Origin of the sequence: Draconibacterium mangrovi (genome assembly GCF_010586825.1) — a bacterium.
GTDB lineage: Bacteria > Bacteroidota > Bacteroidia > Bacteroidales > Prolixibacteraceae > Draconibacterium > Draconibacterium mangrovi.
This window is the reverse complement of record NZ_JAAAGB010000007.1, coordinates 66,453-80,073: the sequence shown is the minus strand read 5'-3', so window position 1 is coordinate 80,073 and position 13,621 is coordinate 66,453. Positions and strand designations below refer to the sequence as shown.

At 41.5% G+C, this 13,621-nt stretch carries 12 protein-coding genes; 2 read left to right on the top strand and 10 right to left on the bottom strand.

The features are described from left to right. The first annotated feature begins 19 nt into the window (after positions 1-19). Positions 20-1,261, top strand: coding sequence for a radical SAM protein (locus tag G4420_RS16855; protein WP_163325108.1), 1,242 nt, complete (start codon positions 20-22; stop codon positions 1,259-1,261). A 17-nt stretch (positions 1,262-1,278) separates the two neighbouring features. Here the strand turns inward: G4420_RS16855 and G4420_RS16850 are convergent, their stop codons facing one another. From G4420_RS16850 to G4420_RS16815, 8 genes are all read right to left on the bottom strand, one after another. Beyond that, positions 1,279-1,635, bottom strand: coding sequence for an iron chaperone (locus G4420_RS16850; RefSeq protein ID WP_163325107.1), 357 nt, complete (start codon positions 1,633-1,635; stop codon positions 1,279-1,281). A 57-nt stretch (positions 1,636-1,692) separates the two neighbouring features. Continuing rightward, positions 1,693-3,021, bottom strand: a complete 1,329-nt coding sequence (locus G4420_RS16845; RefSeq protein ID WP_163325106.1) for an MFS transporter — start codon at positions 3,019-3,021, stop codon at positions 1,693-1,695. Positions 3,022-3,344: 323 nt separating this feature from the next. Beyond that, on the bottom strand, positions 3,345-3,773 hold the full coding sequence (locus tag G4420_RS16840; protein WP_163325105.1) for a VOC family protein: 429 nt from the start codon (positions 3,771-3,773) through the stop codon (positions 3,345-3,347). A 41-nt stretch (positions 3,774-3,814) separates the two neighbouring features. Then, positions 3,815-5,176, bottom strand: coding sequence for a DUF6055 domain-containing protein (locus G4420_RS16835; RefSeq protein WP_163325104.1), 1,362 nt, complete (start codon positions 5,174-5,176; stop codon positions 3,815-3,817). 185 nt (positions 5,177-5,361) lie between these two features. After that, positions 5,362-5,700 carry a heavy-metal-associated domain-containing protein gene (locus tag G4420_RS16830; RefSeq protein WP_163325103.1) on the bottom strand — a complete coding sequence of 113 codons (339 nt, stop codon included), beginning with the start codon at positions 5,698-5,700 and terminating at the stop codon, positions 5,362-5,364. 42 nt (positions 5,701-5,742) lie between these two features. Beyond that, entirely contained in the window at positions 5,743-7,965 is a 2,223-nt protein-coding gene (locus tag G4420_RS16825; protein WP_163325102.1) for a TonB-dependent receptor, read from the bottom strand. A gap of 104 nt (positions 7,966-8,069) precedes the next feature. Then, positions 8,070-8,567 (bottom strand): hypothetical protein, encoded by a 498-nt coding sequence (locus tag G4420_RS16820; RefSeq protein ID WP_163325101.1) that lies wholly within the window; start codon positions 8,565-8,567, stop codon positions 8,070-8,072. A 115-nt stretch (positions 8,568-8,682) separates the two neighbouring features. Next, on the bottom strand, positions 8,683-10,335 hold the full coding sequence (locus tag G4420_RS16815; protein ID WP_163325100.1) for a dipeptidyl-peptidase 3 family protein: 1,653 nt from the start codon (positions 10,333-10,335) through the stop codon (positions 8,683-8,685). A 302-nt stretch (positions 10,336-10,637) separates the two neighbouring features. On the opposite strand from G4420_RS16815, the gene G4420_RS16810 reads away from it, so the two are divergent. Then, on the top strand, positions 10,638-11,513 hold the full coding sequence (locus G4420_RS16810; protein ID WP_045032984.1) for an enoyl-ACP reductase FabI: 876 nt from the start codon (positions 10,638-10,640) through the stop codon (positions 11,511-11,513). An 861-nt stretch (positions 11,514-12,374) separates the two neighbouring features. Here the strand turns inward: G4420_RS16810 and G4420_RS16805 are convergent. Together G4420_RS16805 and G4420_RS16800 are read right to left on the bottom strand one after the other, a co-directional pair. Continuing rightward, positions 12,375-12,890 carry a lipid-binding protein gene (locus G4420_RS16805; protein WP_163325099.1) on the bottom strand — a complete coding sequence of 172 codons (516 nt, stop codon included), beginning with the start codon at positions 12,888-12,890 and terminating at the stop codon, positions 12,375-12,377. 32 nt (positions 12,891-12,922) lie between these two features. Further along, on the bottom strand, positions 12,923-13,615 hold the full coding sequence (locus tag G4420_RS16800; protein WP_163325098.1) for a BT_2262 family domain-containing protein: 693 nt from the start codon (positions 13,613-13,615) through the stop codon (positions 12,923-12,925). Between the last annotated feature and the right edge of the window lie 6 nt (positions 13,616-13,621).

Here is a 13,621-nt window from a genome sequence, read left to right as displayed (position 1 = left end):
TTGATCGTTCTTTTTTGAAATGAAAACGTATTATAACTGGCTGAATCAGTTGGTTAACAACAATAAGTCTGCTTTTTCGGAGTGGACAAACCTTAAATGGTTAAACAGCTATTCTGCCCACGAAGCGCAGGAGAAAAAAGTTGTTTTACTGGAAAAGGCGGAGAATATTTTATTTAAAGGCACCAAACCGTATTACAAACAACTATCAAACGGGTGCAAGCTTTGCGGCCTTGGGCAATGGAGCTGTTTGTTTATTACCGGAAAATGTAACGCCTCGTGTTTTTACTGCCCGGCATCGCAACAGGAAGACCATTTGCCCACCACCCAAAATCTGAGTTTTGCCGATCCGGCGGAATTTGCCGAATACGTAGATCATTTCCGGTTTAAAGGCGTGAGTTTTAGCGGTGGTGAACCTTTGCTACAGTTCGACCGCACATTGAGTTACCTGAAACAGGTGCGACGAAAATGTAATCCGGACACCTATATCTGGATGTATACCAACGGAATTCTGGCCGAAACGCAAAAGTTCAGAAAACTTGCGGCAGCCGGAATTAACGAAGTTCGTTTTGATATTGGTGCCACAGCGTTCCGGCTCGATAAAATTGCAGCGGCTATAGGTATCATTCCCGTAATCACCATCGAAATTCCGGCGGTACCCGAAGAACTGGAGCGTTTAAAAAAGCTATTGCCCGAAATGGTAAAAGCAGGTGTTTCGAACCTCAATTTGCACCAATTGCGCCTTACTCCACACAACGTAAAACAATTGTCGAAACACAACTACACTTACATTCATGCCGAGCAGCCGGTGGTTTTAGAGTCGGAACTGACAGCATTGGAACTCATTGCTTATGCCCACGACCATTCCATCGATATTGGCATAAACTACTGTTCCTTTCATTTTAAAAACCGTTTTCAGAAAGCAGGATTTCGCAATAAGGTAGCTACCGCACTGGCCAACGATGAAGATGTGCTTACACCAAACGGTTATATCCGGCGCTATGACGGCACAGGAATTGGCTACGATTCGATACGTATTTTTGATGTGAAGCCCGATCGAATGGCGTTTCAAGAGTTTCAGCTAAAAAACAAAACCTACTATTTTTCGCGCCAGGCAGTGATGAATACGGTAGCGATTGATTCAGCAATGAAAGACAAGATAGACAGGCTGCTTGCTGCCGAACCGTCGGAAATACCTGATGATCCGTTGCTGTTCAGAATATGGCAACTGGAATATATTGAGTCGGGTTTGCGGGAGTATTGAAAAAATCGGATTCCCGCTTATTTCATTTGCTTACTTTCCTCAACTCTAAACTTTACAATCTCTGCGATTAAATCAAGCGGCAAAGCCTGTTTGTTTGGAAACTGTACTGATCCCTTCCCCTGTTTATACACGGCCAGCTTATTTTTAAATCTTTCGTGCCCCGTGGGAGTGGCATAAAAACCGATGTGTTTTTCGTAGCCGCCAAAATAAACCAGGGGCTTTTTATTCAACTTGTAGGCAGGCATACCATACGAAATCCCCTCAATAGCATCAGGAGCATTTTCTCGAATTATTTCGCGTATTTGAATAAGTTTATCCTGAATATCAGTCGGAAATCCGGAAATATAAGCATCAACATTATCAATCTTCTTCATGATTCTTGATTTAGAAATCCTAAGATAAATAAAGATTTTGAAAATAGATTGAGTCGCCTAACGCTCAAATGCATCCTGCGGATTATGCGCTTTAAAACTAATAGCCGAAATAATCAATATAATTCCGAGTAAGGTATAAATGGCATACGAATAGCTTCCCAGGTGCGAATGCGATAAGCTGAAAAAGATTGGCCCCAAAGCGCTAAAGAAAACGATAATGGCCATTACAAAGCCGGTGATTTTTCCCAGGTGATCGCGGCCATAAAAACGTGGCCAGGTAACACTTAACAGCACGTTATACATGCCGCTTGGGATAGCACTGCCAATTATAAAAGCGTAGTAATAAAAGCCGGTGTTAATATTTGCCAGTGCGATTAAAGCCACTACCATTCCGGCCAGCATAAAGTAAAGCAGGTACTGAAGTTTTATGCGGTCGCTAATCCATCCGCCAACAAAAGCAAGTACCACCGAAATCATCGACATGGGAATAAACACCGATAGTGCTTGCTCTTTGTCGATGCCGGCCTCGCCAAAAACCGAAACCAGGTGAAATACATAACCCGTAATAAACATGGCATAAATGGCTGATGGCAATACGAACAACCAGAAAGTCAGTCCGCTACGCGCCTCTTTCAGCGTAAATTGCTTAAAGGGTTTTATGATTACATCGTGTTCTTTGTTCCCGTGTTTTTCCCCGTCGGGAATCTGGTCACAATCTTCAGGATTATCGCGGAAGAAAATAAACACAAACAGGAAGAATCCAACACCGATTCCCATTGCCATAATCAACCAGGCCCAGCGCCACGAAGTTCCAACAATTAACAAATCGAAGCTTAGCGGAGCAATGGAAAATCCGAGCGAAACAAATACTGAGGAAATACCGTTTACCAATCCCCTGCGGGCGATAAACCACTTCATCAGCATATTTCGCGAAACCATGGTAATTACACCCTGCCCCGAAAAACGCAGCATAAAAAAGAACACGATACAAGTAGCTACTGCCACACCTACATAAATGTTTGAACGCTGCGGAACGATGGCTTTGATAATGCGGTCGGACTGGCTGAACAAAACCAAAACAAAACCCAGTGTAAGCGCTGCAGCCATTCCCACCCAGCGTGCGCCGTATTTATCGTACAATTTCCCGGCATAGGTAAGAATAAACGAACTGGCAATGGTTCCAAACATATAGGCGGTACTGATCTGGTCGCGACTAATGCCAATGCTATCGATCAGATAATCGGTAAACGTTGAAACCCCTGTTGTTTGTCCGGGCGCGCTGCACAATACACCAATGGTGGCGGCAAATAAAATCACCCATCCATAAAAGAACGGTACTTTTGATGGCTTGAACGGGAAGTTGTTGTATTTCTGTTTGAGCTCCATTATTGCGAAGCTACTTATTGTTTAACAACCTGATGGATGATTGACAGGCTTTGATTACAATGGTAATGATTTGTTATTGGAGGTTGAGGGTCTGAAGTTGGGTGTTAGTTTGGAGGCATGCATAAATGCTTTAATGTTAGGAGTTTGATGGCATCATGGGAAATAATTGTGAAACTGATAAATGGTTAAATTGTATTTGCAACATTGGTCTTTCGTCTCCGTGTAACTCTGTAACTTCTCCGTGAAACTCTGTGATAAAATTAGAATAATAAAATGCCTACTGTTATTTTGGCAATTGCCTATTATTCCTTCCTATGTGGAGCTTATTCTACTCGCTGACAAACCACCTCAAACTTGATCCCGTCAGGAGCTTTAAAGAAAACCGCATAATAACTCTCGTGATACTCCGGATACATACGTGGTGCACTTACAATATCCGCATTCATTTCTACTAATTTGGAATATACGCCATCAACTTCTTTGCGCGATTCAGCTTTAAATGCCAGGTGATGGAGTGCTCCCGGCCGGCGCCGGTGAACAGTATCCTCCTTTAACGATTCTCGTGGAGAAGTGAGTGCAATACAAAGATTCGGATGGGAATATTCAACCACGTGCTTGTCGTGCGAAGCAATATAAACCGAAGTTTTCTTTTCGAGTGAAAATCCTAGCAATGGAAAAAACAGATCATAAAACGACACAGTCTTTTCAAGGTCCTTAACCGTAATTTCAATGTGGTCGATTATGGATTGCATGGTTTTTATTTACAAAGATGTGAAATAAAAATGAACCCTATCTAACCAATAACCGAAGTAGCGAGTGTTGTTCCTTCGAGTTTAATTTGGTATGGCCAATTTTCTTCAGGTGTCTCTTCTGCATCATTTCCCCAGCGCATAACAATTGGCCAATGCTCTGTTGGCGCTCCCATTACTACCAGCCACAAATACTCGGTATTTTCAGGAACGGTAAATTTCGTACTGCTTTCATTTGCCTTTAGCATATCGCTATAAACACGACTGCCATCTTTTAACGAAGCCACAAAACCATAGCGCCAGCCTGCTTTATCCACTTTTACAGCATTATAACCATCTGCACCGGCAATTCCTTTAAAATCCAAAACTACCTCAGTTCCGGCTCCAGGAACGTTAAGCTGAATTCCGTTATACCCGTAGTTTTGAGGACAATTTTCAGCTGTTATTTTGTACCAACCATCAGCTACAGTTGTTAATTTGCACTGGTGCTGATTGGCATATTGATGTGCGACGTCCTGAACACGGTCGAGATCCCAGGTAATAAACCGGCGTGAAGCATCAAACATTTCATCGTTAAATGTTTCCTGGTCAATTTCAGTCAAACGTTTATAAGTCATCACCGGATCGTCCTTTTCCTGTGTTGCACGATACAATTGGCCCAAAAACTCTTTGCCATGAATCTGCGACCAGTATTCCAACACATACGGCGAATGATACATATTGATCGGATGTAAATACGCATAATTCGTTTGCTTCATAAAATCTACCAGGTGGTAATTTTCGAATGTCATCCATTCCGGGTAAACCTGCCACAACATGTATTGCGCCGACATCTCCATTATTGGTCCGCGTGGTCCTGTTCCGGCGTCAGCACTTGAAACATATTGAAAAGAATGCGCCAGCTCGTGAGCCAGTGCTCCATAAGGCTTTTTATTGATGCGAACAGCGGGTGTCCAAAGCATTCCAATCTTATCTTCTTCCCCGCCACCAAAGGCAGTTGCTTCATCGCCGCCAAAAACAATGATCAACATTTTATACTTGTCCGTAAGCGAATTTCCTTTCTCTACGATCTTCAGTTCATCAACATAGTAGTTGTAAAAACGCTCGCATTCTTCTATGGCGTATTTCGGATCAAAACGTTTTGTTGAGTCGGGATTAGCCATCGGATCATCGCCGTATTCTTTATGCCAGAATAGCGCAAAATTATCACTCTCCACCATGTGTTTGTTGCTAAATTCACTTTCCGGATTTGTGAAGTCGTTGTTTTCGGGAACTTTATAGATGTTCTGAGGAATATAAAGCTCTTTTTCAATTTTAGGTTCGCTATTACACGATTGGAAAAGAGCAGCACAAACGCACAATAAAAACGCTGTCGACTTAGCGGAAATGAATTTTTGTTCAGACATAATTTTACGAATTTGAAGTGAAAAGTACGAAAATTATGACATAGACAACCAGTAAAATGATTTCATAATTAGCGCATTATGACTTTTGTTAGTATAATTTCCACCTCATAAAAAAAGGCTGCCCAAAACCGGACAGCCTTTTATTCATCTTAATCAGGCGATTATTTTCTTTCCTAATGGAACTGTTACTTACTTTCTTTCGTTTCAGCTACAATTTTCTCGTACTCTTGTTTGGTAATCTTATCAGCTTTGTAACCTTTCTTTTCAATGGCTTCGGCCAGTTTATCATCCGTATTCTTGCCGTCTTTATATTCCACTAAAATGGTATTTGAGACGTGATCAATTTTCAGGTCTTTCACCCCTTTTTCAAATTTCAGGTATTCTGAAACTGTTTTCTCACAGTCGGCGCAGTCCATGTTGCTTTTAAAGCAAACTACTTTATTCTCATTTTTCTGTGCAAATGTTTCGTTACCGGCAAAACCGATAAACATTGCCATTGTAAATAATAAAATCAGTTTTTTCATCTTGTTCATTTTTTATGCATCAAGCATTTCGCTTTTAGCTGGTTATTCATAATTCAAATTAAACCGTAATCCGAGGTAGATTTTTCTACCCATTGTTGGCCCCCAAATGTTGGTAGCACTAAAATTTTCGCCAAATGGATCGTCGGCGCCTTCAATCGGATTACTTTGCGTAAAATCAGTAAGGTTCTCCACCCCCAGGTAAATATTCCAGTAGCGGAAATATTTCGTTACCTGTGCATTCATAATTGTGTAGGGCGAAAACTCAAAAATATCTCCCGCGATATCTGCCCGATTCATCCACTCTTCATAAACACGCGGGATGCGCCCGCCACCATTAAACTGAATGGTGTAATCGAACATCCATTTCTTCAGATTGGTGGTGTAGTTAAAATTGATCAACCCCTTGTAATCGCTGGTTAAAGGCGCATCCTTTAATTCGCCGCCGATGGTTTCTTTAATATCATTAACACGGTAAGCCAGCAACATATCCAGGCGCTTTACAGGTTGCCAGCGCACATCAAACTGAAGACTATTAGCATACGCCTTTTCGTTTGAAGGCAACAGGTATATAAATTCAGAAGACGTTTCCCTGTCGACCACCAATTTTTGCTGAAACTCGGTACGGAAGAATTCAGCATTGATACTCAGGTCGCGATCCAGTAATTTGTAATTCTGAATAAATGCAAAACCAAAATTCCAGGCTTCTTCCTGAACCGCATCTTCGGTCCAGCTGATTGGACGAGAGTTGGCCAGCAAATATGTGTTTTCTGAAATTACATTTGCAGTGCGGTAGCCTTTTCCGGCACTTGTACGAATGGTGTAATGGTCGGCAAACTGGTAACGGAAATGCATACGTGGCGTAACAAAATTCCCAAAAATGTTATGGAAATCGGCACGAATTCCGGCCATCAGGGTTAGCCTATCGCCGGGTTTAAAAGTGTATTCCGTAAATATCCCCGGAACTTTTTCGGTGCGCTGTACATCCTGATTGTAAAGCATTTCGTTAAAATCGTCGTAAATAAAACTTGCACCGCTATTTAGCACATGAATTGCCGCTATATCCAGATCCTGTGTGTAAACCAGGTTGCCATAAAAACGTGTTTCATCGGCATCGTAACGCGATAAGCCGTAATACGATTTGGTTTCATGACGGGCAAAATTGGTCAAAATTGCCAAGGCACGGTGATTATCTTGCGATACAATACCCGACTTAAAAAATGCATCTACCCGGTTGGTTTCAATATTAACACCATACGGGTTGTCGACGGAAGGAATCATATCATTATTGGCACCAACCTGACCTCCCATTCTGTCGTTCCACAGCAAAGTAAATCCGGCCTGAGCCATACCGCCTTTATGGTTATTGTATTTCCAGCGGTTGGCCACCTCAAAAGTACTCGAAAGCGGTGAATCAAGAAAGCCATCATGATTATGGTCATTTTCTTTCGACACATCGCTGGCATGTACAAAAATACCGGTGGTAAGTGTATCGCCTTTTACTTTAATATTTGTGTTTCCGTTAAATTCATAACGGCCTTCGTCGTTGCCAAAAACATTCAGAAAAAGTTTTTCCTCGCTGTCCGGCTTTTTCAATTCTGCATTGATTTGCCCGGCAATCGATTCGTAACCGTTCAACACAGAAGCCGCTCCTTTCGAAACCTGAATCGATTCCAGCCACGGTCCGGGAATATAGGTTAATCCGAAGGTTGTTGCCAAACCACGCAATGCAGGCATATTTTCCACCTGAAGTTGCGAATAGGTTCCGTCGAGTCCCAACAGCTTTATTTGCTTGGCTCCGGTAACGGCATCGCTGTAACTAACATCCACCGAAGGATTGGTTTCAAAACTTTCAGCCAGGTTACAGCAGGCCGCCTTGTGCAACTCGGCTCCGCTAATATTTTCGGTTTGTATGGGATTAATCACCGACAAATAAGTTCCCCGATCCTTTTGAATCACTGTCACTTCTTCCAATTCAAGATTGGGTTGAAGTACCACTTCCAAAGGATCGTTATCGCTCACACGAACAGTTTGCGATTCGTAACCAACAAAACTAAAGACCAGCTTATTTCGTCCCGGTTTGTTTTTTAAAGTAAAACTTCCATCGGGCATTGAGGCAGTACCTTCGCTGGTGCCTTCCCAAACCACATTCACCCCCGGAAGCGGCTGTTTCCCATTCGCCTCGTCGCTAAAAACCACACCTGAAACAGACTGTGCTTTCGTGAGAAACGGAAACAGGATCAATAAAAGTAATATGTATTTCTTCATTATTCTTAAGATTATAATTCAAAGCGTGTGATCTACATTGAATGCAGAAATGCACAATTTTATTGCTGCAAAAACTGCAGTATTCTGATTACACAGAACCAATCTTAAGCTAACGAAGGGATTTTAAGTTGTTGAATATGGATAAGATAGTCGAGAGAGGATTTTATCCTGGGCGGAGGATCAGCATAATTACGTTTATTGAGGTTGTCCTCCTTATTCGTTTTCTGTTCCCAAAGAATTTCGGCGCTGAACACTTTTAATTCAACCGGCTGAACGGCGACGAACTTTACTTCATCATTAACCGCCTTATCCATCAATTTCATAAAAATCGATTCAGGCGCTTCACATCCGCAGGTATCTGAATGATCACCTGTTGGTTGGCATTCATGACATTCGCCTTCAGAACAGCTTATTTCGTTGTTCGACAGATCGTGTTTGTGATGTTGATGAAAATCGGTTTCGCAGGTTGCAGGTTTTACGATAATGCTGGTGTAATCCTCGCCTGAACATGCACAATAGCTTTTGTACAAAACGAATCCGGAAGTTGACAACAGAAATATCATTCCCAGAAATAAAACCGCTATGTTCTTTATCTGATTCACCTTACAAATATAACCTTGAATGCACCGAATTTGTTGTTAACGGGGAGTTAAATACGACGAAGAATAATTTTGGAGAAAAAAGAACCGGGAAGTTTAATTCTTCCCGGATTGTATTTTAAAGTCCTAAAACCTCTGCTCCCTGTTCAAAAACAATATCGCGCGGAATACCGGCCTCTCCTATCCTGTCCAGGTCTTTTTGAAGTGCTTCGCGAATAAAGCCTTTCTCTTCAAGGATTTGTTTGGCCTGCTGGTAGTCGCCATCGCCCTGAATTTTAAGAACAATTTCCGACAGGTTCATCATGGCGTCTTTCATTTTTTCGTAATCAACACGATACGTTCCGGTGGCCTCGTCACGTGTAAAAGCTCCCATTTCCTGGAAATAGTAAAAACGCATCATATTTGCCTTACCGTGCGCACTGGCAGCGCCAAAACGTACCGAGCGGAAGATGCCGGCCATAAATGTTACGAAGTTGTCCATCATTTCTTTTTCGCCCAACTCGCCCATTTCGTTTAACTGGTAAACGCACCACAACCCAAGAATGTCGGCTTTACTCTCTTCAATTGAAGTGTAGGCATCTTTTAAGGCTTCACGAACTGTAGTACTCTGATCAATTGTACTTCCTAATCCCAAACCGTGCGCCACTTCATGAAACATGGTATTTTCGAAGAAAGCATCGAATTTTACATGCTGGCGCTGATCTTCAGCAATTAACAGATCGGCAATTGGTACGAGTATTTTATCGAACTTAGCCTGCATCGAATTTTTCAACTGCAGTTTACGGCTACCTTTTGTTTCGCGAACCTCTTCGTCGTTTGGAAGATTGATGGCAATGGTTTTACTCCCAGCATTACAATCGCCGGCGTAATAAATGGCATCGTAAACATTCATATCCGAATCAACGCCCGGCGTTTCGTTTTTGTATGGCTGCTCGCAAGGCAAGGCTTTTTGCAATCCCGGCAACAATGCAGCATATTTCTCCAGTCGCTTACTCCATTCTTTATCTTTTATCAGGATAAACGATTCGTGTGCTGCTTTATAACCGTAAAGTTGGTCCTCGTAATTTTCGATGGGGCCAATAATAAACTCGATGGTGTTGTTTTTCATTTCCATCCACGCAACATCACTGGCGTAATATTCATCAGTGAGCAATGCTTGTGATCTTTCTTCGAGATATTTTTTCAGCCCGGCATCTTCGGCCAGTTCTGCTGCCTGAAGCAAAAGATCGGCAGCCTTTCTAATTTCCTTTCCGAATGCGATGTGGTATGGTACAGACTTTAAAGCACCGTCTTCGTCGCGGCGTATCAGGGTATACAGGCTTGTTTTTGTTTCGTCGTCCCAGGCTTCAAATTCTTCCTTTGTCATATCGGTCGGATAGAAATTTGCCCCTGCCGGTTTCTCTTCGTATCCGGGTAAAAACGGTTTATTGGCATTTAAACGCTCCCACGGACCATAATTCAGCTTTATAAATTTCAGGGTGTATTCATCCCAACTTTGGCTCAGCAATTCGTCTTTATCGCCGTACGCTTCCTGCCAGTAAATGTCGTTCATTAATTTGGCGGCTTCGAGCAGAATCGGCAACATTTGCTTTTCATTCTCGCTAAGTACGCTTAAATCGGTAGTTAATTTAAACGATACAAATTCGTCGGCCTTCTTTTTTATTTCCGGATTCACTTCCATTTTTGTGTTTTGTTTTGCTTCTTTTTTGGTGTTTGTAGAACAACTAAAGAATAGAGTTGTTGCTATAAACAGCATGAATATTCGTTTCATAGGTAACAGTTTTTATTTGCTTTCAAAGCTAAAAAAAGCAACTGCTATTTGAAAGATTATAACACAGCTTTTCGCGATTATCATTCATATTTTCGAATGTTATTGAACAAAATTCGATGAGAAAAGTTAAAAAAGCAGACTTAACAGCTGAAAAATGATCATTCGTGAATAATTTATTTAAACTGAATTAACTTTGCAGGCGAATTTTTATCTGCATATATTTTATAGTAACAGATGAATTTCGCTTGTTTATAATCATTGTCGTGTATGCTAATGGCATACACGTTTCATAAAAACAAATTATGAGTAACAATTTACTAAAAGGAAAAAGGGGAATTATATTCGGGGCACTAAATCCCGATTCAATTGCCTGGAAAGTGGCAGTAAGAGCACATGAAGAAGGAGCCACAGTGACATTATCAAATACCCCGGTTGCCATTCGTATGGGCGAAACAAATCAATTGGGAGAGCAAATTAATGCTGAAGTTATTGGTGCCGATGCAACCAATGTTGAGGATCTGGAAAACCTGATCAAAAAATCGATGGAGGTTTTAGGTGGCAAAATCGACTTCATTTTACACTCTATTGGTATGTCGCCAAACGTAAGAAAGGGACGCCATTACAGTGATTTGGATTATAACTACCTGGACAAAACCCTCGATGTGTCTGCAGTGTCTTTTCACAAAGTACTTCAGGTGGCACGTAAACTGGATGCCATTAATGAATGGGGATCGGTAGTTGCCTTGTCGTATGTTGCGGCACAGCGTTCGTTCTTTGGTTACAACGACATGGCCGATGCAAAAGCATTGCTGGAATCGATTGCCCGTAGTTTCGGTTATATTTATGGCCGTGAGCGTAACGTTAGGGTAAATACCATTTCGCAGTCGCCAACCATTACCACTGCCGGAAACGGAGTAAAAGGTTTCGACCGTTTGTTGGACTTCTCGGAAAGAATGTCGCCACTTGGTAATGCAACCGGTGATGAATGTGCCGATTACTGTATAACTCTTTTCTCTGATTTGACGAAAAAAGTAACCATGCAAAACCTTTTCCACGACGGTGGATTCTCGAACATGGGAATGAGCCTGCGTGCACTGGAGCAATACGAAAAAGGATTGGATAAAATATGTGCGTGCGATAGTGATAGGCCTAGCGCAGATGAACATCGCTACGACTAATAAAAACAAAAAGTAAAAAGTAAGGCCGTTTCGTTTTGAGACGGTCTTTTTTTGTGCTTTTCGTTAAAGGTTTCGTTATTTTTTTATTACGTCTACGAAAGCGGTAAATAGGACTCGGGGAAGCTTTCGTAGCAGTACGAAAGGACTTTTGAGAACACGGTGGAGCTTTCGCAGCACTACGAAAGCAGTAAATAGAACTATTTGATGGCAGCGTACGCCTTCGAAAGCAGTAAATAGGACTCGGGGAAGCTTTCGTAGCAGTACGAAAGGATTTTTGAGAACAAGGTGAGGCTTTCGTAGCCTTACGAAAGCAGTAAATAGAACTATTTGATGGCAGCGTACGCCTTCGAAAGCAGTAAATAGAACTCTGGGAAGCTTTCGTAGCAGTACGAAAGGACTTTTGAGAACACGGTGAGGCTTTCGTAGCCTTACGAAAGCAGTAAATAGAACTATTTGATGGCAGCGTACGCCTGCGAAAGCACTATATAGGAGTCGGTGAAGCTTTCGTACGGCTACGACGGTAACAAAATGATCAATGGGAAGCTTTTGTTATTAGCAAGTTAAGCCAATTATTATCCCTTACCTCCTAAAAAAATTCAGCAGGTGACTTGTAATAACCTGCTGAATGAAACAGTCATGCTTCAAGGGAATCACTAATTGGAATGAAATTTAAACGATTTTTTGCAAACTCTCTCTCACTCCCTCTCTGCACGCAGAGCGGGACGATTGTGTCGAAGGCACAATCAGGGTGAGTCAATAAAACTTGAAGAAAATTTTGCTATTAATTTTCATAAGACTTTGAGAAAATAAAAAGCCGCTTCAAATTAATGAAGCGGCCTTTTCTATAATCTTGACTTTTTATTAATGCTCATCTTCTGTAAAACCAGTCTGACGATAACCACTAACCATTAATTTGTCATTAGCAATTCCAGTAGCATCTTCAAGGTCTTCAAACCAAACCTCAAAATAGATACTATCGGCCATTACACCTGAAGGCAATTCAACTGCTGCAGGAAAGATTTGTCCGTTTTCAATCTTTACCTGAATTTCATAACCATCAACAACGCTTGTTACTACCTCTGAACTACCAAATGTTCCGGCTTCAGGGTTGGCAGGAATACGAACTTTATAGCTCCAAAAGTTATCATCGTCCGACAACCATATTTCTTGTCCGTTATCAGCAGCGGTGTTATAGGTATAAACAGGTGTATAACCTACACCAAAAGCGTCAACTCCATACACCTCATGATCATAAGTAACATACCAGTTACCATCAAGCGCAACTGTTGAGCTATCCCAAATATCCGGGTCCTCCTGACATGCAAAAAGAACCAGAAGCAGGGATAAACCTAAAATTTTATTTATTAAGCTTTTCATTTCTATTTCAGTTTTATCTATTAAAAATTAAATTACTTTGTGCAGGTTGCTGCAAAAATATCGGATCCGGCATATATCGACTCCCAGTATAATTCTCCGGTTGTTGCGTTATATGTTCCGTTATTAAATGCTTCCAATCCATCACCCCAACCTTGAACATGACTGGTAATCAAAGAAAATGTGTTATCGGCATTCAAGCTAATATAACCTGTCATTGCGTATGCCGGGCCATAACCTGCGGCATAGTAATATCCCAACAAACAGTTTACATAGAATACTCCGTTACCTACTTTAGTAATTTCAATACTTGAGCTTCTTGGGCGAGGATTCGAGCCATCTGATTCCGTTCTTACAACACTTGTATTGTATGTACCTGATAAATCCACATCAGGAGCTGCGGGGTCATATACGACAACTGTTCTTTCAGTTGATGAAGAAAAGCCATCCTGATTTGTTGCAGAATAACTAACCTGGTACACTCCAATTTGGTTGTTATCAACGTTTGATATAATTTCAACACTCTCACTCACATCGTTTTCACCTTCCATTGCGGTATATCCCGGTTCTGCATACTGCTCTCCTAAAGCTATGGCAACAGAAGATTCTCCTTCCAAAACAATATCTACATAATAGGTTATTCTGGAGATATCTTCAGAATCTTTTTCGCAACTCATCAGCGTTCCAATGAGTAGGAATAAACTAAATATTTTATATATATTCTTCATTTCTAT

What these genes read in the sequence shown, in the direction of transcription:
- G4420_RS16810 (WP_045032984.1), top strand. Translation starts at nt 10,638, where the DNA reads ATGAGTAACAATTTACTAAAAGGAAAAAGGGGAATTATATTCGGGGCA.
- G4420_RS16800 (WP_163325098.1), bottom strand. Translation starts at nt 13,615, where the DNA reads ATGAAGAATATATATAAAATATTTAGTTTATTCCTACTCATTGGAACG.
- G4420_RS16835 (WP_163325104.1), bottom strand. Translation starts at nt 5,176, where the DNA reads ATGTCTGAACAAAAATTCATTTCCGCTAAGTCGACAGCGTTTTTATTG.
- G4420_RS16815 (WP_163325100.1), bottom strand. Translation starts at nt 10,335, where the DNA reads ATGAAACGAATATTCATGCTGTTTATAGCAACAACTCTATTCTTTAGT.
- G4420_RS16830 (WP_163325103.1), bottom strand. Translation starts at nt 5,700, where the DNA reads ATGAAAAAACTGATTTTATTATTTACAATGGCAATGTTTATCGGTTTT.
- G4420_RS16855 (WP_163325108.1), top strand. Translation starts at nt 20, where the DNA reads ATGAAAACGTATTATAACTGGCTGAATCAGTTGGTTAACAACAATAAG.
- G4420_RS16850 (WP_163325107.1), bottom strand. Translation starts at nt 1,635, where the DNA reads ATGAAGAAGATTGATAATGTTGATGCTTATATTTCCGGATTTCCGACT.
- G4420_RS16825 (WP_163325102.1), bottom strand. Translation starts at nt 7,965, where the DNA reads ATGAAGAAATACATATTACTTTTATTGATCCTGTTTCCGTTTCTCACG.
- G4420_RS16805 (WP_163325099.1), bottom strand. Translation starts at nt 12,890, where the DNA reads ATGAAAAGCTTAATAAATAAAATTTTAGGTTTATCCCTGCTTCTGGTT.
- G4420_RS16840 (WP_163325105.1), bottom strand. Translation starts at nt 3,773, where the DNA reads ATGCAATCCATAATCGACCACATTGAAATTACGGTTAAGGACCTTGAA.
- G4420_RS16845 (WP_163325106.1), bottom strand. Translation starts at nt 3,021, where the DNA reads ATGGAGCTCAAACAGAAATACAACAACTTCCCGTTCAAGCCATCAAAA.